This is a genomic window from Streptomyces sp. NPDC020489 (assembly GCF_044386545.1).
In the GTDB taxonomy this organism is placed as follows: domain Bacteria; phylum Actinomycetota; class Actinomycetes; order Streptomycetales; family Streptomycetaceae; genus Streptomyces.
Map to the genome: position 1 here is coordinate 93,581 of NZ_JBIRUZ010000012.1, position 21,892 is coordinate 115,472.

A 21,892-nucleotide genomic window follows, 5' to 3' on the forward strand; every position below is an offset into this window, starting at 1 on the left:
GGTCATGGAACAACGCACCGGACCCCGATCCGACGTACGGCAGGCCATGGAGTACGACCTCGTCGAACTCGTCCGCCTGCGCGCTCTGTTGTTCGACCAGCTGGAGGGCGACTTCTTCCACCCCGTGTCGGTGAACGACGGATGGCTCGACACCCTGGCCGTGGTGCTCAAGGAGCAGTTGACCGCGGACACCGTGCGCATCCTCGTCGTGGACTCTGCCGTCGGCGGACTCGCGGCCTGCGGCATCGGCACCGTCGAGCAGCGGCTGCCCGGCCCGCACCTGCGCAACGGCAGGATCGGGCAGGTGCTCGGCGTCGTCACCGACCCCGCCCACCGGCGGCGCGGACACAGCCGCGCGATCATGCGGGGGCTGCTCGACTGGTTCCGGCAGTGCGAGGTGTCGCGCGTGGACCTGCACGCCTCCGCCGAGGGCGAACCCCTTTACCGCGAGCTCGGGTTCGTCCCGCACCCCGACCCGGCTCTGTGTCTGCGCCTGTGAGGCGCGGCGCGCGTTACCGCTGGGTCGTCCTCGCCGTGGCCACCTTCACCCAGGCCGCGTCCGGGTTCTTCGTCCAGGGCATCGGAGCCATGGGTATCCACCTGCAACGCCAACTGGAGCTGACCACAGCCGAGTTGGGGCTGCTGGTCTCGGCCGCCCAGTTCGCCCCGCTGGTCGGGGTGCTGGTGGCGGGGGAGTTGCTGGACCGCCATGACGAACGCTGGGTCGTCGGCGCGGGTGCCTCCGTGGTCGCCGTGGCCCTCGTCGTGGGCGGTCTCGTACCGGGATACCCGGGCCTGCTCGCCGTACTGGTGGTCGTCGGCGCCGGGTACAGCGCCGTGCAACCCGGCGGCGGCAAGTCGGTGGCGTCCTGGTTCGACGCCTCGCAGCGCGGGTTCGCGATGGGGGTCAGGCAGGCGGGGCTGCCGCTGGGTGCCGCGCTCGCCTCGGCCGTCCTGCCCCTCGTCGCCGGGGCCTTCGGCTGGCGGGCGGCGCTCCTGGTCGGCGGGTGCGTCGCGCTGCTCGGCGCGGTCGCGTTCATGGCCCTCTACCGCCGGCCGCCCACCCGTGCCGTTCCCCGGGGCAGGGCGCCGCGCGGTGTCCGGCGGGGCATGCTGCGCGACCCGTCCCTCAGGCGGACCATGGCGGCCGGGACGAGCCTGATCTCGGTGCAGTGCGGAGTGGGCATCCTGGCGGCACTGTACCTGCACGAGGTGGCGTCCGTGGGAGCCGGGGCGGCGGCCCTGGTCCTGGTGGCGGTGCAGGGCGCCGGAGTCCTCGGCCGGATCGGGCTGGCGGCCTGGAGCGACCGTATCGGCGTCGGACGCGAGCGTGCCGTCGTGGTCTGCATGGTCGCGGTCGTCGCGGGGATGGCGGTGCTGCTGACGCCCGCGGGCCGTTCGGTCACCGTCGCCTGCTGTGCGTTCGTCTGGCTCGGATTCTTCGGCTTCGGCTGGTACGGCCCGTGGGTCGCCCAGGTGGCCGAGTCGGCGCCGCCGCAGTGGACGGGGTTCGGGCTGGGGCTCGCCATGTGCGTCAACCAGGTCGCCATCGTCGTCGTGCCGCCCTCGCTCGGCCTGCTCAAGGACCTCAGCGGCGGTTTCGCAGCCGTGTGGGGTCTGCTGATCGCGATGATCCTGGTCGCGCTGGCCGCCAGGGTGCGCGTGACGGAGTGCGCACGCTCGACCGGCGGCGCCCGGAAGACGGATGAGGCCTCATGCCCCAGCTGATGTCGGAGCCCGGGCCGCGACGGGGCCTCGCCGGACGGCTTCGGTGAAGTAGAGCCCCTTGTGGTCAGTTGGGGTGTGCTTCGGCCGCGCCCCGCGGGCGCGGCCATACTTGGGCGTGTTCCGCCTGGGGACGGGCCTGGCCGAGGCGTTCGGCCCCGTCTGCCCATCGCCCTGGGCATCAACCGGGGCCGCCCCGGCCGGTACGTCGTCGGCGGGCTCTTCCTGCTCGTTGCCGCACCCGCCGCCCTCCGCCGGGCCGTGCTCAGCCGACCGTCCGCAGATACGCTCCCAGCCGGGCGATCGCCGACGGGTTGCGCGGGCTCTCCACCAGGTCGACGTAGTCCAGCGTGAAGATCCGCCGGTGCTTGACGGCGGACACGCCCCGCAGCGGGGGGTAGTCGAGCAGGAACTTCCGCTTCTGCTCGGCGCTCACGTCGCCGTAGTCGCAGATGACGATGACCTCGGGGTTCCGCTCCACCACGCTCTCCCAGCCGACCGTGGTCCAGGAGTCCCGTACGTCGTGCATGACGTTGACCCCGCCTGCCTCGCTGATGATCTGGTCGGGGGCGGCGTAGCGGCCGGAGGTGAAGGGCTGGTCCTGGCCGCTGTCGTAGAGGAAGACCGTGGGTTTCCTCGCCGGGGCCTGGGCGTGGACGTCGGCGATGCGCTTCTTGAACCCGGCGATCAGCGTGGCCGCCCGCTGCTCGACGCCGAACAGCCTCCCGAGGTTGGTCAGGTCGGTGTACAGCGCCTGCAGCGGCGGCATGATGCCCCGCGAGGACGTCGTGCGGCCGTTGCGGCAGGACTCGGTGAGGATGTACGAGGGGATGCCGAGCTTCTTCAGGGCGTCCGGGGTGAAGCCGGCGTCCTCGCGGAAGCCGTAGTTCCAGCCGGCGAAGACGAGGTCGCCGCGCACGTCCAGGACGTTCTCCTTGGTCAGCTGGTCCTTGGAGAGCCACTTGACCTTGTCGTAGCCGTCCTTCCAGGGGACCCCCTTGAGGTCGCCCTTGTCGTCGGGCATGGCGAACCCGGCCATGCGGTCCTCCAGGCCGAGCGCGAACATCAGCTCGGTGATCCCGACGTCGTTGGTGACGACCCGCTCGGGGACCTTGTCGAACGTCACCTTCCGGCCGCAGTTGGTGAGCGTCACCGAGGAGGCCTTGGCGTCCTCGGATGACGTCTCGACGGACGCGCCGCAGCCGGTGGCGGTCGCGGCGAGACACAGGGCGGCGGCGAGCAGTCTGCGCATGGGGATCCTCACGGTGTCTGCGGAAGCAGGTCGAACAGGAGCTGGACGGCGCCGGTCACCGGGTGCCGTACGGGATGCGCGCGCACCCCGAACACCTCGGCGAGCAGGGCCGGTTGAAGCACGTCATGCGGAGGCCCCGAGGCGACGACCCGGCCGCCCGCGATCACGTACAGGACGTCGCAGTGCGCGGCGGCCAGGTTGAGGTCGTGCAGGGCGGCGAGGGCGGTGACGCCGCTGGCCCGTACCAGGGACAGCACGTCCAACTGGTGCGCGATGTCGAGGTGGTTGGTGGGTTCGTCGAGCACGAGCACCCGGGGCCGCTGGGCCAGCGCCCGGGCGATCAGCACGCGCTGCTTCTCGCCTCCGGACAGGGCGAGGAACCCCCGGTCGGCGAGGTGCCCGACACCGGTGCGCGCCATCGCCTGCGCGCACACCTCGCGGTCCGCCGCGGCCGTACGGTCCCGGTGCGGCAGCCGCCCCATCGCGACCACCTCGGCGACCGTGAAGTCGAACTCCGCCGCAGACTCCTGCGGCAGCGCGGCCAGCACCCGCGCGCTCTCCCGGGCCGGCATCGCGTGCACGTCGTCCCCGCCCAGGCGCACGACGCCCCCGGCGGGCCGCAGCGCCCGGTACACACACCGCAGCAGCGTCGACTTGCCGCTGCCGTTGGGGCCGACGAGTCCGACGAACGCCCCGCTGTCCACGGCGAGCCGCACCTCGTCGACGATCCGTGTCCCGGCGGCCTCGACCGTCACGTCCTCGATGTCGAGCCTCATCGTCAGCGGCCTCCGAACGCGTAGCCGCCGCGCCGCATCAGCAGCAGGAAGGCCGGCACGCCCACCACGGCGGTGATGACCCCGACGGGCAGTTCGGCGGGCGCCAGCAGCAGCCGGGACAGCACGTCCGCCCACACCAGCAGCACCGCCCCGGCCGGCGGCGCCAGCGCGAGCACCCGGCGGTGGTCGGCGCCCACCAGCATCCGTACGACGTGCGGCACCATCAGCCCGACGAATCCGATGGCCCCGCTGACCGCGACCACCGTGCCGGTCACGGCCGCGGTGACCAGGAACAGCTCACGGCGCAGCAGGCCGGGCCGGACGCCGAGCGCGGCCGAGGTCTCGTCGCCCATCGCCAGCGCGTTGAGCGACTCCGCCCGCCACCGCAGCCACGCCCACCCCGCGGCCACCGTCACCGCGACGAGCGGCAGTTGCGCCCAGGTGGCGCCGCCCAGGCTGCCGAGGAGCCACATCAGCGCCGAGCGGGCGGCCTCGCCGCGGGCCGCGCCGAACACCATGACGGTGGTGACCGCCTCGAAGCCGTACGCCAGCGCCGTACCGGTCAGCACGAGCCGCAGCGGGGTCAGCCCGTGCGGGGACCGGGCGGCGGCGTACACCAGGACCATCGCCGCGAGCGCCGAGACGAACGCCGACGCGGACAGCGCCCAGACGCCGAGCCCGGCGAACGCGCCGAGCAGGATGACCGCGTTGGCGCCCACCGCCGCGCCCGAGGAGATGCCGAGGACGAACGGGTCGGCCAGCGCGTTGCGGACCATCGCCTGCACGGCCACCCCGACCGCGGCGAGCCCCGCGCCGACGACCGCCCCGAGCAGCACCCGGGGCAGCCGGATCTCCCAGACGATGGCGTACGCGGCGGCGTCCTCGGCGTGCACGGTCGCACCGGTCAGACCGGCCCACAGGAACCCCAGGACGTCCAGCCACCCGATCCCGGAGGCGCCCAGACCGACACCGCCGACGAGCGACACCACGAGCAGCGACACCGTGCCGGCCACCAACGGGAGCAGGGGCAGGCGGCTGGGCGTGGGGCTTGGGCGCACGGTCGGGGCGGTCCTTCGGGTGGGGCCGCCTGACGAACGTCAAGGAGACAGCCCGTACGGCCCGGAAAGCCGCGCGGTCCCCTCTCGCAGTCCTCGGCGAGCAGTCAACGGGTCGCACCACCCACGGGCGATCGGGCTCACGCGGCACCCTCCGGGGCAGCCGCGCACACCGTTGCGGGTCAGCGCCGGGATCTCACCGGACTTCCCCCGCGGGAGGCTCGGGGAGCGTAGCAAACGGGGGTGTCGACCGGTCGTCGGGGGAGGCGTGGTCGTGCCCGCCCCGGCGCGTGCCACCGGCCGGGGGGCGGGGGACCGGCCTCCGACGGGTGGCGTACCTGTGCCTGCGCGCGCGACAGGGGTGGCGGGTCCCAGCTCCCGTCGCGCGCCACCGGCCAGGAGCTGGGACCCGCACCAACGGGTGGGCGCCGACGCTCAGGCGCGCAGCGCGACCCTCTCCTGGGGCGTGTCCCGCCGGAACGCCCACTTCAGGTCCGGCTCCATGACGAACCGGAACACCTTGCGCACGACCGGCGTGCACAGCAGGGTCACGATCGCCGCCGCGACGAGGGTGACCACGACCTCGCCGAGCGGCTGGTACACCCACGCCGGGTCGTACCAGCCCCAGGGCTTGGAGCCCTGGGCGAAGAAGCCGTGCAGCAGATAGCCGTAGAGCGTGCCCGCGCCGAGCGCGGTGCACCACATCCGCCGCCCGGGGACCCAGGACAGGAAACAGGCCACCAGCAGCGTCGAGCCGGCGAAGAGGGCCAGGGTCATGACCGGGCCGTACCACGCGGGCGCGCCCAACTCCTGGGCGCTGTCCCGGTGGTAGAACCAGGCGTCGCTCATCCGCGGCACCGCCCAGTACGCCAGGGCGAGCGCGGCCGCGAACACCGGGACGGCCGCGATCCGTACCGTCCAGCGCCGGATCAGCCGGAAGTGCTCCGGCCTCAGACACAGGCCGAGCACGAAGTACGGCAGGAACTGCAGGGTGCGCTGGAGGTCGAGGTCCTCGCCGATGGACGGGGTGACGGTCGCGAGCATGGCGACGGCGAGCGCGAGCGGCAGCGGCCGGCGCACCGAGCGCCACACCGGGGTGGTCAGCCGCCAGATGAACAGCGCGGCCAGGAACCAGGTCAGATACAGCGGCTCCAACAGGCTGACCTGCCGGTCCGGCACACCGTCGGTCCACCGGGTGTAGAAGGTGTACGCCGTCTCGAAGACGATGTACGGGACGGCGACGCCGGTCACCAGCCGCCTCAGCCGCTCCGGGCTCCCGTCGAAACTGCGGGAGAAGTAGCCGGCGATCACGATGAACGCGGGCATGTGGAAGGCGTACACGAGCATGTAGAGCGCGGAGACGGTCCGGCTGCTCTCGCGCAGCGGCTCCCACGCGTGTCCGATCGCCACCAGCACGATGGCCAGGTACTTGGCGTTGTCGAAGAACGCGTCCCGCTGCTTGACGGGTGCGGTGCGGGGCGCGGAGTCCCGTTCCGGTGCGAGGTCGGGGGCCGCGGTCACCACACCGCCCCCCGCGCACCGCGTCGGAAGGCGTCCGGTACGTGTCTGCCGGGAGTGACGGGTGTGTGGAGTACCTGGGGCATCCCACGCGCCTGACCATTTCCCGGCGCGGCAAACCTCCGGGTGCGGTCGTCAGGCCGCGGGGCGCACCAGTCCGGACTCGTAGGCGAAGGCCACCGCCTGCACGCGGGCGCGGGCGCCGATCTTGGCGAGGATGTGGCTGACGTGCGACTTGACGGTGGTGGGCGCGATGGACAGGCGCTGGGCGATCTCGGCGTTGGACCAGCCGGAGGCGACGGCGGCCAGGACGTCGCGCTCGCGCTCGGTGAGGGTGCGCAGTCCGACCTCCGGCGTGGCGCGGGAGGGCTGGAGCTGACGGACGGTGTCGATGAGGGCGCGGGTGAGGTGGGGGGTGATGACGGAGTCCCCGGTGGCCACCACACGGATGGCGGCGATCAGTTCGTCGGTGGTGCTGTTCTGCGGGAGGAAGCCACCGGCGCCGGCGCGCAGGGCGGCATAGGCGTGCCCCTCGTCGCTGGTCGGGGTCAGGACCAGGACCCGCGCCGCGAGGACGGGTTCGCCCGTCACGGCGAGGGCCGCGGGCCGGGTGATCCGGCGGATGACCTCGGGCCCCTCCGTCTCGTGGACCCGGCCGTCCAGCAGGACGACGTCCGGGCGCAGTACCGCGGCCAGACGGACCGCCTCGGCCCCGCCGCGCGCCTCGCCGACGACGGTCAGATCGGGCCGGCCGGCCAGCAGCATGCGCAGGCCGTGGCGCTGGAGGGACTGATCGCTCGCGATGAGGACGGAGATCATGACGACTCCTTCTGAACGAAACTGTTTCGTTCACCGTGCCCTCAGAATACCCCTCGGGAATCGAAACGAAGCCTCCTCCTCTGTGGCCTCGATCACGCGCCACGGAGCCGTCGTCGATGGCCGTCAGGCGACCGGGGCGGGCTTCCTCGTGCGGGCGGCGGCGGTCGCCCGGAGCCGTCGGCCGCGGCGCGTGGGCCCCCACGGCTTGAGGACCGAGATCACCGTCATGAAGACGTAGGCGGACAGTGACACGACCGGTCCGAACAGGACGTCACCGGCGTCGGGGAGCGCCCGGCCCGCGGCGACCGCCGTGACCGCCGCGTTCACCCCGGGGCGCAACGCGAAGGCGGTGGCGGCGGTCGTGGCGAGGGTCAGCCAGAACTTCGTCCAGACCCAGCGGTGCCGCGCCAGGCCCCACGCGGTGCCCAGCGACAGCAGCAGACCGCTCAGAAGCGTGAGGAACGCGAGCGGGAGCAGCAGCCAGTCCGCGAACAGCTTCATGGTCCGCACACTGGCCTCGACGGTCACCGCCGATCCGGTGGTGGTCGCGGTGATCCCGAGCGCCAGCAGCCCGAGCGTGAGCCCGAGCCAGCTCGCGGACGAGACGACGTGGACGATCAGGGAGACCCGGCGACCCGGGCGGTTCAGCTTCACCCGCACCACGGTGCCCGGCGCGGGCGCCCGGGTCGTCCGGCAGCGGGAGTAACCGCGCGTACTGGCCTCGGAGTACGGCCCTGCTGCTCGGCTCTCGGGCAGGAACCCGTGGTCAGCCCTCCCGGGCGGCCCGCAGCAGGTGGTCGCGGACCAGGGCCACGTGCGGGTTGCCGGAGGCGCCCGGGCGCTGCACCAGGAAGCCGGTGTTGATGGGCGGGTCGTCCGGGTCGTGCAGCAGCACCAGGGTCCCGGACGCCAGCTCGGCCGCGCACAGGTAGCGGGGGAGCACCGTGAACCCGGCGCCGCCCGCGACCGCCGCCTTCACCGCGTTCAGGTCGGGCATCGTGACCGCCGGGTCGCGCACCAGACGTCGGCCGAAGACATGCCGCCAGTAGCGGCGCACGATGGGCAGGTCCTCGGCGTACGCGATCAGCGGGACGCCGTGCAGTGCCGCGTCCCCCTCGGCCGCGACCCGGGTCGGACCACCGAGGCGCTCCGCCCGCCTGGGAGCGGCCACCAGCACGAACTCCTCGTCGTTGAGGGGGACGGCGGCCAGGGTGCGGCCGCGCGGCCGGAAGGTGGCGATCACCAGGTCGTGACGGCCCGCGCGCAGGTCCTCCAGGAGCGGCTCGGTCAGACCGGGGGTGACACGCAGCCGTACCCCCTTCTCCACCAGGGGTGCGATGCCGGGCAGCACGGACCGGGTGAGGAACTCGGCGGGGCCGGCGAGGTGCACCGGCGCGGCCGGGGTGTCGCCGGCGCCCGTGACCGTGGCCAGCGAGTCCAGGGGGTCGACGATCCGGGCGGCCAGCTCGTCCGCGTAGGGCGCCGGTGCCACGCCGCGGGCCAGCCGCTCGAACAGCTCCCGGTCCAGTTGGCGCTCCAGCGCGCGGATCTGTGTCGTCACCGTGGGCTGCGACAGGCCCAGGAGGCGGGCGGCGGCGGTGAAGGAGCCGGTGCGGTAGACGGTGAGGAACGTGCGGAGCAGATTGAGGTCCAGCGGCGCCGCCACCGGATGGTGATTGGAATCCCTATCTCTCACATACGTGAGCCTATTGGATTCCTATGGGTGTGACGACTTACCGTCGAGGCATGGCAAAGATCCTCTTCGTAATCACCGGCGCCGACCACTGGACGCTGGCCGACGGCACCAAGCACCCGACCGGCTTCTGGGCCGAGGAGGCCGTCGCCCCGTACGAGGCCTTCAAGGCCGCCGGTCACGAGATCACCGTGGCCACCCCGGGTGGGGTCGTCCCCGTCGTCGACCAGGGCAGCCTCGCCGCCGAGGTCAACGGCGGCCAGGAGAACGCCGACCGGATCGCGGGCGTCCTCGCCGCCGCGACCGAGCTGCGGCAGCCGATCCGCCTCGAGGACGTGAACCTCGACGACTACGCCGCCGTCTTCTACCCCGGCGGCCATGGCCCCATGGAGGATCTCGCGGTCGACGCCGCCTCCGGCGAACTCCTCACCCGTGCCCTGGAGTCCGGCAAGCCGCTCGGCGTGGTCTGCCACGCCCCGGCCGCGCTGCTCGCCGCGGTCGACGCGGACGGCGGCAACAGCTTCGCCGGGTACCGGATCGCCGCCTTCACCAACGCCGAGGAGACCCAGGCCGGTCTCGCCGACAAGGCCAAGTGGCTGCTCCAGGACCGGCTGGCCGAGGCCGGCGTGCAGGTCGAGGCGGGCGAGCCGTGGGCGCCGAAGGTGGTCGTCGACCGCAACCTGGTCACCGGCCAGAACCCGGCGTCCTCGGCGCCGCTGGCGGCGGAGCTGCTCAAGAAGCTCGGCTGAACCCGTGGTCGAGTGAGGGCCGGTGCGGATCGCACCGGCCCTCACCGCTGTCTCCTGGCTATCGCGCGGCCTTGAAGGACCGCAGCCGCAGCGAGTTCCCCACCACGAACACCGACGAGAATGCCATCGCCGCCCCGGCCAGCATCGGGTTGAGCAGTCCGGCCGCGGCCAGCGGCAGCGCGGCCACGTTGTAGGCGAAGGCCCAGAACAGGTTGGTGCGGATCGTGCCGAGGGTGCGGCGTGCCAGCCGGATGGCGTCCACCGCCGCCCGCAGGTCGCCGCGGACCAGGGTGAGATCGCCGGCCTCGATCGCCGCGTCGGTTCCCGTGCCCATCGCCAGTCCGAGGTCGGCCTGGGCGAGCGCGGCCGCGTCGTTGACGCCGTCACCGACCATGGCGACCGAACGGCCCTCGCCCTGAAGGCGCTTGACGACCTCCACCTTGTCCTGGGGCAGCACCTCGGCGATGACGTCCTGCGGCGCGATCCCGACCTCACGGGCCACGGCCCGGGCCACCGTCTCGTTGTCCCCGGTCAGCAGGATCGGGGTCAGTCCCAGCGCCCGCAGCCGCGTGATCGCCTCTGCGCTGGTCTCCTTCACCGCGTCGGCGACCTCGAGCACGGCCCGTGCCTCGCCGTCCCAGGCGACCACGACGGCGCTACGACCGGAGGCCTCGGCGTCCGCCTTCGACCGGGCCAGCTCCACCGGCAGTTCCCTTGCCCACTCGGCCAACAGCCGCTCCCGGCCGACGAGTACCGCGTGGCCCTCGACGATGCCCTGCACCCCGAGCCCCGGCACGTTCGCGAAGTCCTCCGGGGCGGGCAGCGAACCGAGCTTCGCCAGCGCCCCGTCGGCCACCGCGCGGGCGATCGGGTGCTCGGAGGCGTGCTCCAACGCCCCCGCCAGCCGCAGGACGTCGGCCTCGCCGGTGCCCTCGGCGGTGTGCACGGCGAGCAGGGTCATCCGGCCGGTGGTCACCGTGCCCGTCTTGTCCAGGACGATGGTGTCGACCTCGCGCGTGGACTCCAGGACCTCAGGACCCTTGATCAGGATGCCCAGTTGCGCACCGCGCCCCGTGCCCACCAGCAGCGCGGTCGGCGTGGCCAGCCCCAGGGCGCACGGGCAGGCGATGATCAGCACGGCGACGGCTGCGGTGAACGCGGCCGTCAGGCCCGCTCCGTTGCCCAGCCAGAAGCCGAGGGTGCCGAGGGCGAGGGCGATCACGATCGGCACGAACACCGCGGAGACGCGGTCCGCGAGCCGCTGTGCCGCGGCCTTGCCGTTCTGCGCGTCCTCGACAAGCCTCGCCATCCGGGCCAGCTGGGTGTCCGCGCCGACCCGCGTCGCCTCGACCACGAGCCGCCCGCCGGCGTTGACCGTGGCGCCGGTGACGGCGTCACCCACGGCGACCTCGACCGGGACGGACTCGCCGGTCAGCATCGAGGCGTCCACCGCCGACGAACCCTCGACCACCGTCCCGTCGGTGGCGATCTTCTCGCCGGGACGGACGACGAACCGGTCACCGACCGTCAACTCGCCGACCGGCACGCTCTGTTCACGACCGTCGGCGCCCACCACGGTGACGTTCTTCGCGCCCAGCTCCAGCAGCGCCCGCAGCGCCGCCCCCGCCTTCCGCTTGGACCTGGCCTCGAAGTACCGCCCGGCCAGGATGAACGCGGTGACACCCGCCGCGGCCTCCAGGTAGATGTTCCCGGCCCCGTCACCGCGGGCGATCGTCAGCTCGAAGGGGTGCGTCATGCCCGGCGTCCCCGCGGTCCCGAGGAACAGCGCCCACAGCGACCAGCCGAACGCGGCCAGCGTGCCGACCGAGATCAGCGTGTCCATGGTGGCCGCGCCGTGCCGCGCGTTGGTGAACGCCGCCTTGTGGAAGGGCCATCCGGCATACGTCACCACGGGCGCCGCCAGTGTCAGCGACAGCCACTGCCAGTACTCGAACTGCAAGGCGGGGATCATCGCCATCGCCACGACGGGGACGGCGAGGGCCACCGCGGTGACCAACCGCTCCCGCAGCGGCCGGAGTTCGTCGGAGTTTGAGGCGGGGGAGTCCGGCGAGCCGGTGGGCTCGGGTTCGGGCGGCACGGGCTCCGCGGCCGTGTACCCGGTCTTCTCCACGGTCGTTATCAGGTCCTGGACGGTGACCTCACCGGCGTAGCTCACCTTCGCCTTCTCGGTGGCGTAGTTGACGGTGGCGGTCACGCCGTCCATACGATTCAGCTTCTTCTCGACGCGCGCGGCGCACGAGGCGCAGGTCATGCCCCCGATGACGAGTTCTACCTCTGCGGGGGCTCCGGTCGCGGTGGTGGTCATCGCTGCTCCTCATGCGGTACGGGGCGGGGGTATCCGCGCCTAGGACCTGTATACCCCCAAGGGGTATCATGGGCAAGTCGCTCCGAGAGGTTGACTTCATACCCCCTGGGGGTATGGTCGGACTGTATCAAGGCCTCACACCGGAGCCGGAGGCCGTGTTTTCCCCAGGAGCTGGCCATGCATGCTGGAATCAAGATCTCCGCCTTCGCCGCCGCGCTGGCCGCGACCTTCGGCACCGCCTACGGCGTGGGCAAGGTCGCCGACCCGGTCGTCGCGGAGAGCGCGCCCACGCGCCACGACAGCCACGGGGAGGCGACACCCGCGCCCGCCGCAAGGGGGGCCGCCACCCCGGGTGGGCTACAGATCTCCGAGGGCGGTTACACCCTCGACCTGCGGACCCCGAGCGTCACCGCAGGTCAGCGGGCCGAGCTGCGTTTCGTGGTGCGCGACGCGAGCGGCCGGGCCGTCACCGCGTACCGGCGTGAGCACGAGAAGGAACTGCACCTCATCGTCGCCTCGCGCGACCTGGTCACCTTCCGCCATCTGCACCCCACGCGCGCCGCCGACGGCACCTGGAGCATCCCCGTCGAGCTGCCACGCGCGGGCGGCTACCGCGTCTTCGCCGACTTCACCCCGGCGAGGAAGGGGGCCGAGAACCTCACCCTCGGCGCGGACCTGGCGGCCTCGGGCACCTACGAGCCGCAGCGGCTCCCGGCGCGGAACGACATCGCCACCGTCGACGGCTACCAGGTCGAACTCGCCGGCGGCCTGCGCCCGGGCGGCGCGAGTGAGATCAGGCTGGCCGTCTCCCGGGACGGCAAGCCCGTCACCGACCTCCAGCCCTACCTCGGTGCCTACGGCCATCTGGTCGCCCTGCGCTCGGGCGACCTGGCCTACCTCCACGTCCACCCGAACGGCGAGCCCGGCGACGGCGAGACCACGTCCGGTCCCGGTATCTCGTTCACGGCCACGGCGCCCAGCGAGGGCTCGTACCGGCTGTTCCTGGACTTCAAGCACGAGGGCACGGTCCACACCGCGGCGTTCACGGTGACGGCCGGAAAGGCGGCCGCCGCACCCGAGGGCGAGCATGCCGAGGAAGGCGGCCACGGTCACTGATCCCGGCCGCCCCTGACAGCGCTCGGCCCGGCACCCCTTTCGGTGTGCCGGGCCAAGTGCCGTCAGATCAGGGACGGTTGGTGAGGTAGCCGCCCATCGAGGTGAAGTACTCCGTCGCGGGCAGTTCCCGTCCGTCCTCGGTGCGCACCCGGGTGACGGCCAGGCCGTGGTTGCGGCCGGTACGGGCGTCGGCACCGGCGACGATCACCACACCGTCGCCCTCGCGGTAGAAGATGCGGCCGGGCGTGCCGCCGTACCGGCCCTCGGAGACGACCGAGGCGAGGACGTCCAGGCGCCTGCCCTTGTGGAAGGTGAAGGCGCTCGGGTACGGCTCGGACTGGGCGCGGACCAGGCGCTCCAGGTCCTCCGCCGGCCAGGTCCAGTCGATGCGGCTGTCCTCGATGGACCGCTTGTGGAAGAAGCTCGCCCGGGAGCGGTCCTGCCGGGTGAACTCCGTCTGCCCGGAGGCGATGAGGTCGAGGGCGCCGATCGTGACCGGGGCGATGAGGTCGACGGTCCGGTGGAAGAGGTCGGTGGCCGTGTCCGTGGGGCCGACGGCGACCGCCTCCTGACGCACGATGTCCCCGGCGTCGAGCTCGTCGTTCATCATGTGCGCGGTGACGCCCACTTCGCTCTCGCCGTTGATGAGGGCCCAGATCAGCGGGGAGAAGCCGGCGTACTTCGGCAGCAGCGAGTCGTGCACGTTCAGGGTGCCGTGGCGGGGCAGGTCGAAGATGCGCGGGGGGATCCAGGTCCGCCAGTTGTTGGCGACGATGATGTCCGGGTCGGCCTCCTTCAGGCGCGCGAACAGTTCGTCGTCGTCAGGGCGGTTGCGGATGACGACCGGGACGCCGTGCTCCTCGGCGAGGTCGGCCACCGAGTCGCTCCAGATCTTCTCGTAGGCGTGCTCGCTCTTCGGGTGCGTCACGACCAGGACCACGTCGTGCTCGGAGTCCAGGAGGGCTCTCAGGGTCCGGCGCCCCCAGGTCTGATAGCCGAACATGACGACCCGCATGCGGTTCCTCCTCGGAGCAGGGACTGAACCGCGCCAGTAAAGCAAGGCTTACCTAAGCACGCAACGGCGCTCACTGGGGCGCGAGTTGGACGGCAACGCGCCCCCTGGTGCCCGGATTGCCTATCGACAGCCGCACAGGATCAGCTTAGCCTTACCTAAGTTTCAGCCGGTCCCGCTATCGGCGTGCTCGATCCCGGAACTTCCCGACGCTCGACCATCGGCCGCTCCCCAGGGCGGCCGACCGCACGATGGGAGTGACATGACACCAGCTCTTCCTGACGACGCATCACTGATCCACGACCTCATAGGCGTTGGCTTCGGGCCGTCCAATGTGGCCATGGCGATCGCGCTCGACGAGCACAACGCACGCGTCGACAGGCGGGAGGCGGTCAGCGCCCACTTCTTCGAGCAGCAGCCGAGCTTCGGCTGGCACCGCGGCATGCTGATCGACGACGCGACCATGCAGGTGTCCTTCCTCAAGGACCTGGTGACGCTGCGGAACCCCACCAGCGAGTACAGCTTCCTGTGCTACCTCCAGAGCAAGGGCCGGCTGATCGACTTCATCAACCACAAGAACCTCTTCCCGCTGCGGGTGGAGTTCCACGACTACTTCGAGTGGGCCGCCGCCAAGGTCGGGCACCTGGTCTCCTACGGCCACGAGGTCGTCGCCGTGTCACCCGTCGTCCGCGACGGGGTCGTCGACCACCTGGATGTGACGGTCCGCTCGGCGGAGGGGCTCGCACTCCACCGGACCCGCAACCTGGTCATCGGCACCGGACTGCGCCCCCTGATGCCGGAGGGCGTCGAGCGCACCGACCGCGTCTGGCACAACGCCGAACTGCTCACGAAGGTGGAGGAGTTGGCGGGCACCGAGCCCTCCCGCTTCGTCGTCGTGGGTGCCGGACAGAGCGCCGCCGAGAACGTCGCCTATCTGCACCGGAGGTTCCCGCGGGCCGAGGTCTGCGCCGTCTTCTCCCGCTACGGCTACAGCCCGGCCGACGACAGCGGCTTCGCCAACCGGATCTTCGACCCCGACGCGGTGGACGCGTACTTCAGCGCGCCGGACGAGGTGAAACGCAGCCTGATGGACTACCACGGCAACACCAACTACTCCGTGGTGGACATCGATCTGATCGACGACCTGTACCGCCAGATGTACCAGGAGAAGGTCCTCGGCACCGAGCGGATGCGGTTCCTCAACGTCTCCCGGCTCACCGGCGTCGAGGAGACCCCGGACGGTGTGCGGGCCGCCGTGACCTCCCTGGTCACCGGCGAGGAGACCGTCCTAGACGCCGACGTGGTGGTCTGCGCCACCGGCTACAGCCCCGCCGACCCCCTCGGACTCATCGGGGAGGTCGCCGACCTGTGCCGGCGCGACGACCGGGGCCGGGTCCGCGTCCTGCGCGACTACCGCGTGGCCACCAGCCCCGACCTGCGCTGCGGCATCTACCTCCAGGGCGGCACCGAGCACACGCACGGCATCACCTCGTCGCTGCTGTCCAACACCGCGATCAGGGTGGGCGACATCCTCGACTCCATCGTCGACCAAAGCCGCAAGGCCGCCTCGGGCGAGGCTAGTTCGGCCCCGGCCGTGGCCGACAGCGTCCCCGGTCGGCCCCCGGGCGCGGTGCCGGTGACTCGCCGCGCGCATCCTGTTCGATCAAAGGGATAACGTACGTCCACATGGGCATGACTGCAGTCGAGCGCACCGCGCCACCGGGCCCAACACCCCTACACAGAAGGCGAGTTGTGGGTCTCGGCGCCCTGGTGGCGATCCTCGCCGTCGCGGCGGCGGTCTCACTGGCCGTCGGGGCACGGGCGTTGAGCCCCGACGAGGTGTGGCACGGGCTGTTCGCGGCGCCCGAATCCGATCGGCGGCTCACCGAGATCCGGCTGATCGTGCAGACCGTACGGGTGCCCCGGACGGTGCTCGCCGTGGTGGCGGGCATCGCCCTGGGCGTCGGCGGGGCGCTGATCCAGGGGTACACGCGCAATCCGATCGCCGACACCGGCCTGCTGGGGGTCAACTCCGGTGCCTCGTTCGCCGTGGTGTCGGCGATCACCGTGTTCGGGCTCGGCAGTCCGTTCCAGTACGTCTGGTTCGGCTTCCTGGGCGCGGCGGCCGCCGGTGTCGTGGTGTTCGGGCTGTCGAGCCTCGGCAGGGGAGCGGGCAACCCGCTGACGCTCGCCCTGGCCGGTCAGGGCGTCGCGGTCTTCCTCGCGGCGATGACCACGGCGATCGCGCTCACGGACCAGGCGGCGCTGAACGCGCTGCGGTTCTGGAACGCCGGGTCCGTCGCCGGGGTCGGCTTCGACGTCATCTGGCCGGTCACCGGTTTCATCGCGGTGGGCCTGGTGCTGGCGCTGACCGCGCTGCCCGCGATCAACCTGCTCAACCTGGGCGACGACGTGGCCCGGGGGCTCGGCGTGAACATCGCGCTGAGCCGGACCGTCGGCATCGTCGCCATCACCCTGCTGGCGGGCGCGGCGACGGCGGCATGCGGCCCCATCGCGTTCCTCGGCCTGATGGTGGCCCACGTGGCCCGCTACCTCACCGGCCCCGACTACCGCTGGCTGGTGCCGTACGCCGGTCTGCTCGGCGCGATCGTCCTGCTGGTCTGCGACATCGTCGGCCGCCTGGTGGTACGGCCCGGTGAGCTGGACGCGGGCGTCGTCGTCGCGCTGCTCGGTGCCCCGTTCTTCGCGGCGCTGGTGTGGCTCGGAAAGTTCAAGAACGCATGAGCAGCGGGGCGGAGGCGGCTCGGAGGGCCCAGGAGCGCATGGGCGGGGCGGACGCGGACCGGAAAGCGCAGGAACGCGTAAGCGCGATGGACGCGGCTCGGACGGCGCAAGAACGCATGAGCGGGGCGGACGTGAAGGCGATGGACCGGGTGGGCTCGGAGCCGGAGCCGGAGCCGGTGCCGCTGCCGTTGCCCGGTGTGCGGCTGGGCCGGTTGTCGTTCGTGTGGCGGCCCTGGCTCGTCGGCGTCACGCTGCTGCTGGCGGTGTCGGTCTTCCTGCTGTTCTGCCTGTCCATCGGCATCGGGGACTTCCCCATCAGCCTGCCCCGGGTGATCGCGACGATCCTCGGCCGGGGCGAGCGGGTCGACGAGTTCGTGATCATGGACCTGCGGATGCCGCGCGCCATGGCGGGCCTGGTCGTGGGGATCGCGCTGGGGGTGTCCGGGGCGATCACGCAGTCCGTCGCCCGCAATCCGCTGGCCAGTCCCGACGTCCTCGGGATCACCGGGGGCGCCGGCGCGGTCGCGGTGTTCCTGGTCACCGTCTCGGGCGGCACCGCGGGGGCGATCGCGAACACCGTGGGGCTGTCGACGGCGGCCCTCGCGGGCGGTCTCGGCACGGGCCTGATGGTGTACTTCCTGGCGTGGCGGCGCGGCATCGACGGGTTCCGGCTCATTCTGATCGGCATCTCGGTGACCGCGGTGACGGAGGCGATCACCACCTGGCTGCTGGCCACGGCCGACATCCGGGACGTGGCCCGGGCCCAGGGGTGGCTGGTCGGTTCGCTGGACGGCCGCTCGTGGGACGAGGTCCGGGTGGCGCTGTGGTGCACGCTCGCCCTCCTCGTCGTCGTGGGGTGCGTCGCCTTCCAGTTCAAGCCGCTGCACTTCGGGGACGAGGTCGCGGCGGGGCTGGGCGTCCGGTACTCGATGGTGCGGGCTGTGATGCTGCTGTGCGCGGTGCTGCTGGCCGGTGCCGCGGTGAGCGCGGCGGGTCCGGTGCCGTTCGTGGCGTTGGTGGCGCCGCAGGTCGCGATGCGGCTGGCGAGGTTCCCGACGCCGCCCCTGGTCGCCTCCGCACTGGTGGGCGCGCTGCTGCTGATCGGTTCGGACCTCGTCGCCCGTACCGCGTTGCCGGTGTCCCTGCCGGTCGGTGTGGTCACCGCGGCGATCGGCGGCCCGTTCCTGGTCTACCTGCTGGTGCGGGCGAACCTCCGGTAGATGATGCGCAAGTCAGGCAAGCGCTCGACGCAAGGGGGCCACGTGGTCGCTCAGGACATGACCGAGACCGAGTCCGCGGTCGGACAGGCCGCACGGCTGACCGCCCGGGACGTCACGGTGGGGTACGGCGGCCGGACCGTCATCGACGGGCTCGACGTGGTGATACCGCCGGGGGTGATCACCACGATCATCGGCCCCAACGGCTGTGGGAAGTCGACCCTGTTGCGCACGCTCTCGCGGCTGCTGAAGCCGGCCCGCGGGGCGGTCCTGCTGGACGGCGACGACATCGCCAGGCTCCGGACCCGGGACGTGGCCAAGAAGCTGGGGCTGCTGCCGCAGGCGCCGGTCGCGCCGGAGGGGCTGACGGTCGCCGACCTGGTCGCCCGAGGGCGCCATCCGCACCAGAGCTGGCTGCGGCAGTGGTCCTCGGACGACGCCGACGTCGTCGGGCGCGCCCTGGCCATGACCGGGGTGGCCGACCTCGCCGACCGCCGGGTCGACGAACTCTCCGGCGGCCAGCGGCAACGCGTGTGGATCTCGATGACCCTGGCCCAGGGCACCGATCTGCTGCTGCTGGACGAGCCGACCACCTATCTGGACCTGGCGCACGCGATCGACGTACTCGACCTGGTGGACGATCTGCACGAGTCCGGCTGCACTGTGGTCATGGTGCTGCACGACCTGAACCTGGCCGCCCGCTACAGCGACAACCTCGTGGTCATGAAGGAGGGGACCGTCCTGGCGCAGGGGCATCCGCGCGAGGTGGTCACCGCCGAGCTGCTGCGGGAGGCGTTCGGGCTGCGCGCCATGGTGATCGAGGATCCGGCCGGTGACCGGCCCCTGATCGTGCCCATCGGCCGTACGCACGCGGGCGGTTGATCTGTCGATGGGCCAACTGCCCGGGAAACAGGGGTAGTTAGGCTAGGCTAACCTCATTTTTGTCGGTAAGGTTTGCCTGCCCTTAGAACGAGGCGCAGCGGACAGTGCGAAGGCAAGGGATGGCGGATGCTCCTGCTCAGAACGACCCTCACCAAGCCGTGGCGGCGGTTGGCGGCAACGGTGTCCGCGGCGACCCTGGCCGTCGGCCTGCTCGCGGGTTGCGGTTCCGACGCGTCGGACGAGCCGGCCGACGACGGCAGCACCTCGGCCGCGGCTCCCGGCGGGACGTTCCCCGTCACGGTGGAGCACGCCTTCGGGTCCACGACCGTCGAGAAGGCCCCCGAGCGGGTCGTGACCGTCGGGTACACCGACGACCAGACCGTCCTGGCGTTCGGCGTCAAGCCGGTCGGCATGGTGGACCAGTACCCGAACCCGCCGGGCAAGAGCCCCGACATCAACACCCAGTGGCCGTGGGTGAAGGACCAGTGGGGCGACAGCAAGCCCGAGGTCATCATGAAGAACGGCGACTCCGGCCCCAACTACGAGAAGATCGCCGCCCTCCGCCCGGATCTGATCATCGCGGTCTACTCCGAGGTCGACCAGGCCGCCTACGACAAGCTCTCCAGGATCGCTCCCACGGTCGGCCGCACCCAGGCCGAGAAGGAGCCGTTCAGCGCGCCCTGGCAGGACAACGCGCTCCAGATCGCCACGGCGCTCGGCAGGGCCGACGAGGGCGAGAAGATGATCGCGGACGTCCAGACCCGGCTCGACGCCGCGAAGAAGGACCACCCGGAGTTCGCCGACCAGACCGCGGTCGTGCTGTCGTGGTACGAGAACTCGGTGGCGCCGTTCACCTCCACCGACGTGCGCGGCCGACTGGTGTCGGGCCTCGGGTACGCGTACCAGACCGGCATCGACAAGGTCGCGGGCGGCAGCTTCTACACCAAGCTCTCCCCGGAGCGCATCGACCTGGTCGACGTCGACCACATCTTCGTCATCAACGACAAGGCCGACACCGCGGCGCTGAAGAAGTTCAAGCTGTTCGCCAACCTCGACGCCGTGAAGAAGGGCAACGTGTCGTACCTGCTGGACAGCGAGGGCCCGGCGATCGGCGCGGCCATCTCGCAGGGCACCCTGCTGTCGATGCCGTACGCGATCGACGAGCTGGTCAAGTCGGCGGCCGATCAGGTGTGACCGTCACCGACGCGCGTGCCGTTCCGGCGGCCCTGCACACCACGACGGGACGCGAGGCGGCCCGCTGGGTCGCGGCACACTGCCGTGAAAAGCCCTGGCTGACCACGGCCACCGCGGTCACCTCGGTGGCCGGGGCGGCCCTCCAGGTGCTCCCGGTGCTGCTGCTGGGGCAAGTGGTCGACGCCGTCGTGGACGGCGGGTCCCGGGCGGTCCTGGTCAGGACCGGGGTGCTGATGGTGGCCGCAGCGATGCTCGGCGCGGTGGCCACCGCGATGTCGACGTATCTGATCGGACGGCTCGGCGCGGATCTGCTCGCCGAGCTGCGGGAGGCCGCGGTCCGGGCCGTGCTCGGGATGCCGAGCGCGCGGATCGAACAGGTCGGCCGGGGTGATGTGCTCTCCCGGGTCGGCGACGACGTCGCCGTGCTCTCCCGGGGCATCCGCATGGCCGTCCCGACGGTGTTCTCGGCGGGCGTGCTGGTGGTCATCGCCACCGCCGGCATGTTCGGCCTCGACTGGCGGCTCGGCCTGGCCGGAGCCGGCGCGCTGCCCGCGTACGCGCTGGCCCTGCGCTGGTACCTGCCGCGCTCCGCGCCCCTGTACCGCGCCCAGCGCGCCGCCCAGGCCGACCGGGCGCAGGCGCTGATCAGCGGCCTCGACGGGATCGACACCGTGCGCGCCTACCGTCTGGAGGAGGCCTTCCGCGAGAAGGTCGCCCGTGAGTCGCGGCGGGTGCGTGACCTGGGCATCGAGGTCTTCCACTTCTTCGGCCGGTTCGTCGGCAGGGAGAACCGCGCCGAGTTCATCGGACTGACCCTGATCCTGCTGGTGGGGTACGCCCTGCTGGAGGCCGACGCCGCCAGCCTGGGCGAGGTCGCGGCGGCCCCGCTGCTGTTCCACCGGCTGTTCGTCCCGCTCGGCCTGCTCATGTTCACCTTCGACGAGGCGCAGAAGTCGGGCGCGAGCCTGACCCGGCTGGTCGGGGTGCTGGGGGAGGGGGCGGAGGACCGGCTGGTGGGGGACGAGGCCGTCGCGGCGGCCGGCCCGACGCCTTGTCCGGTGGCCGTGGAAGGGGTGACCTTCCGCTATCCCGGCACCGAGGAGCCGGTCCTGCTGGACGTCGACCTGACGATCCCGGCGGGCGGTTCACTGGCCCTGGTGGGCGCGACCGGCGCGGGCAAGTCGACCCTGGCCGCGCTCGTCGCGGGCATCGGGACCCCGCAGGCCGGGACGGTGCGCATCGGCTCGACCGACCTCGCGGGGCTGGACGAGGCCGGGGCGCGGGCCCTGGTGAGCATCCTCACCCAGGAGACGCACGTCTTCTCCGGTCCCCTCGCCGACGACCTGCGGTTGGCCGCGCCCAGGGTCACGGACGCCGAGCTGCGTCAGGCGCTGCGCACGGTCGGCGCCGACGGCTGGGTGGCGGAGCTGCCCGAGGGGCTGCACACCCCGGTCGGCGAGGGCGGTGCACGCCTGGACGTCACCAAGGTCGCCCAGATCGCCCTGGCGCGGCTGGTGTTGGGGCGCGCGCCGGTGGTGGTGCTCGACGAGTCCACCGCCGAGGCGGGCAGCGAGGGCGCCGCCGGGCTGGAGCGGGCCGTGCGGGCCGCGTGCGCCGGCCGGACCACGCTGTTCGTGGCCCACCGGCTCACCCAGGCGATGGCGGCGGACCGGATCGCCGTGCTGGACGCCGGACGAGTCGTGGAGCAGGGGACGCACGAGGAACTGGTGGCGCTGGGCGGCCGGTACGCACGTCTGTGGCTGGCTTGGCGAGAAGGAAGTTAGGGAAACCTAACTGAGGGCTGGTCCAACTT

19 protein-coding genes and 1 riboswitch are annotated in these 21,892 nt (G+C 72.1%); of the genes, 10 read left to right on the forward strand and 9 right to left on the reverse strand.

Annotated elements, in window-relative coordinates; all coding sequences use genetic code 11:
• Positions 1-4 precede the first annotated feature (4 nt).
• Both ACH41F_RS29355 and ACH41F_RS29360 read left to right on the forward strand, forming a co-directional pair.
• Positions 5-499 (forward strand): GNAT family N-acetyltransferase, encoded by a 495-nt coding sequence (locus ACH41F_RS29355; protein ID WP_391242242.1) that lies wholly within the window; start codon positions 5-7, stop codon positions 497-499.
• Positions 496-1,728: an MFS transporter gene (locus ACH41F_RS29360; RefSeq protein WP_391242245.1), complete on the forward strand. Its 1,233-nt coding sequence runs from the start codon at positions 496-498 to the stop codon at positions 1,726-1,728. The genes ACH41F_RS29355 and ACH41F_RS29360 overlap by 4 nt, the downstream gene beginning before the upstream one ends.
• Positions 1,729-1,990: 262 nt before the next feature.
• Here the strand turns inward: ACH41F_RS29360 and ACH41F_RS29365 are convergent, their stop codons facing one another.
• The 7 genes from ACH41F_RS29365 to ACH41F_RS29395 form a co-directional block, all read right to left on the reverse strand.
• Positions 1,991-2,977, reverse strand: a complete 987-nt coding sequence (locus ACH41F_RS29365) for an ABC transporter substrate-binding protein (protein WP_391242247.1) — start codon at positions 2,975-2,977, stop codon at positions 1,991-1,993.
• 8 nt (positions 2,978-2,985) lie between these two features.
• The gene (locus ACH41F_RS29370) at positions 2,986-3,753 is read right to left on the reverse strand and encodes an ATP-binding cassette domain-containing protein (protein WP_391242250.1); all 768 of its coding nucleotides are present in this window, start codon (positions 3,751-3,753) and stop codon (positions 2,986-2,988) included.
• Between the two features lie 2 nt (positions 3,754-3,755).
• Positions 3,756-4,811 carry an iron chelate uptake ABC transporter family permease subunit gene (locus ACH41F_RS29375; RefSeq protein ID WP_391242253.1) on the reverse strand — a complete coding sequence of 352 codons (1,056 nt, stop codon included), beginning with the start codon at positions 4,809-4,811 and terminating at the stop codon, positions 3,756-3,758.
• 125 nt (positions 4,812-4,936) lie between these two features.
• Positions 4,937-5,019, reverse strand: a riboswitch (cobalamin riboswitch).
• Between the two features lie 224 nt (positions 5,020-5,243).
• On the reverse strand, positions 5,244-6,329 hold the full coding sequence (locus ACH41F_RS29380) for an acyltransferase family protein (protein WP_391242255.1): 1,086 nt from the start codon (positions 6,327-6,329) through the stop codon (positions 5,244-5,246).
• A 132-nt stretch (positions 6,330-6,461) separates the two neighbouring features.
• Positions 6,462-7,145, reverse strand: coding sequence for a LuxR C-terminal-related transcriptional regulator (locus tag ACH41F_RS29385; protein WP_391242258.1), 684 nt, complete (start codon positions 7,143-7,145; stop codon positions 6,462-6,464).
• 123 nt (positions 7,146-7,268) lie between these two features.
• Positions 7,269-7,799: a DUF2269 domain-containing protein gene (locus ACH41F_RS29390; RefSeq protein ID WP_391242261.1), complete on the reverse strand. Its 531-nt coding sequence runs from the start codon at positions 7,797-7,799 to the stop codon at positions 7,269-7,271.
• A 112-nt stretch (positions 7,800-7,911) separates the two neighbouring features.
• Positions 7,912-8,841 (reverse strand): LysR substrate-binding domain-containing protein, encoded by a 930-nt coding sequence (locus ACH41F_RS29395; RefSeq protein WP_391242263.1) that lies wholly within the window; start codon positions 8,839-8,841, stop codon positions 7,912-7,914.
• A gap of 50 nt (positions 8,842-8,891) precedes the next feature.
• Between ACH41F_RS29395 and ACH41F_RS29400 the strand changes: the two genes are divergently transcribed.
• Positions 8,892-9,587 (forward strand): DJ-1/PfpI family protein, encoded by a 696-nt coding sequence (locus ACH41F_RS29400; protein ID WP_391242266.1) that lies wholly within the window; start codon positions 8,892-8,894, stop codon positions 9,585-9,587.
• Between the two features lie 58 nt (positions 9,588-9,645).
• Here the strand turns inward: ACH41F_RS29400 and ACH41F_RS29405 are convergent, their stop codons facing one another.
• Positions 9,646-11,913 carry a heavy metal translocating P-type ATPase gene (locus tag ACH41F_RS29405; protein WP_391242270.1) on the reverse strand — a complete coding sequence of 756 codons (2,268 nt, stop codon included), beginning with the start codon at positions 11,911-11,913 and terminating at the stop codon, positions 9,646-9,648.
• A 177-nt stretch (positions 11,914-12,090) separates the two neighbouring features.
• Between ACH41F_RS29405 and ACH41F_RS29410 the strand changes: the two genes are divergently transcribed.
• Positions 12,091-13,029, forward strand: coding sequence for a hypothetical protein (locus tag ACH41F_RS29410; protein ID WP_391242272.1), 939 nt, complete (start codon positions 12,091-12,093; stop codon positions 13,027-13,029).
• 67 nt (positions 13,030-13,096) lie between these two features.
• On the opposite strand, the gene ACH41F_RS29415 is transcribed toward ACH41F_RS29410, so the two are convergent.
• Positions 13,097-14,044 carry a methionyl-tRNA formyltransferase gene (locus tag ACH41F_RS29415; protein WP_398838191.1) on the reverse strand — a complete coding sequence of 316 codons (948 nt, stop codon included), beginning with the start codon at positions 14,042-14,044 and terminating at the stop codon, positions 13,097-13,099.
• A 259-nt stretch (positions 14,045-14,303) separates the two neighbouring features.
• Here ACH41F_RS29415 and ACH41F_RS29420 point away from each other — a divergent pair, with 259 nt between their 5' ends.
• The 6 genes from ACH41F_RS29420 (at position 14,304) to ACH41F_RS29445 (ending at position 21,863) form a co-directional block, all read left to right on the forward strand.
• Positions 14,304-15,716 (forward strand): lysine N(6)-hydroxylase/L-ornithine N(5)-oxygenase family protein, encoded by a 1,413-nt coding sequence (locus ACH41F_RS29420; protein WP_398838193.1) that lies wholly within the window; start codon positions 14,304-14,306, stop codon positions 15,714-15,716.
• 11 nt (positions 15,717-15,727) lie between these two features.
• Positions 15,728-16,786, forward strand: coding sequence for a FecCD family ABC transporter permease (locus ACH41F_RS29425; RefSeq protein ID WP_398838195.1), 1,059 nt, complete (start codon positions 15,728-15,730; stop codon positions 16,784-16,786).
• A 140-nt stretch (positions 16,787-16,926) separates the two neighbouring features.
• A complete protein-coding gene (locus ACH41F_RS29430) occupies positions 16,927-18,006 on the forward strand; it encodes a FecCD family ABC transporter permease (protein ID WP_398838317.1) in 1,080 nt (359 codons plus the stop codon).
• A 57-nt stretch (positions 18,007-18,063) separates the two neighbouring features.
• A complete protein-coding gene (locus ACH41F_RS29435) occupies positions 18,064-18,885 on the forward strand; it encodes an ABC transporter ATP-binding protein (RefSeq protein ID WP_398838197.1) in 822 nt (273 codons plus the stop codon).
• 126 nt (positions 18,886-19,011) lie between these two features.
• Positions 19,012-20,079, forward strand: a complete 1,068-nt coding sequence (locus ACH41F_RS29440) for an iron-siderophore ABC transporter substrate-binding protein (RefSeq protein ID WP_398838199.1) — start codon at positions 19,012-19,014, stop codon at positions 20,077-20,079.
• Complete coding sequence (locus ACH41F_RS29445) at positions 20,076-21,863, forward strand: ABC transporter ATP-binding protein (RefSeq protein WP_398838200.1); 1,788 nt, start codon at positions 20,076-20,078, stop codon at positions 21,861-21,863. Before ACH41F_RS29440 ends, ACH41F_RS29445 begins: the two co-directional genes overlap by 4 nt.
• The last annotated feature ends 29 nt before the right edge of the window (positions 21,864-21,892 follow it).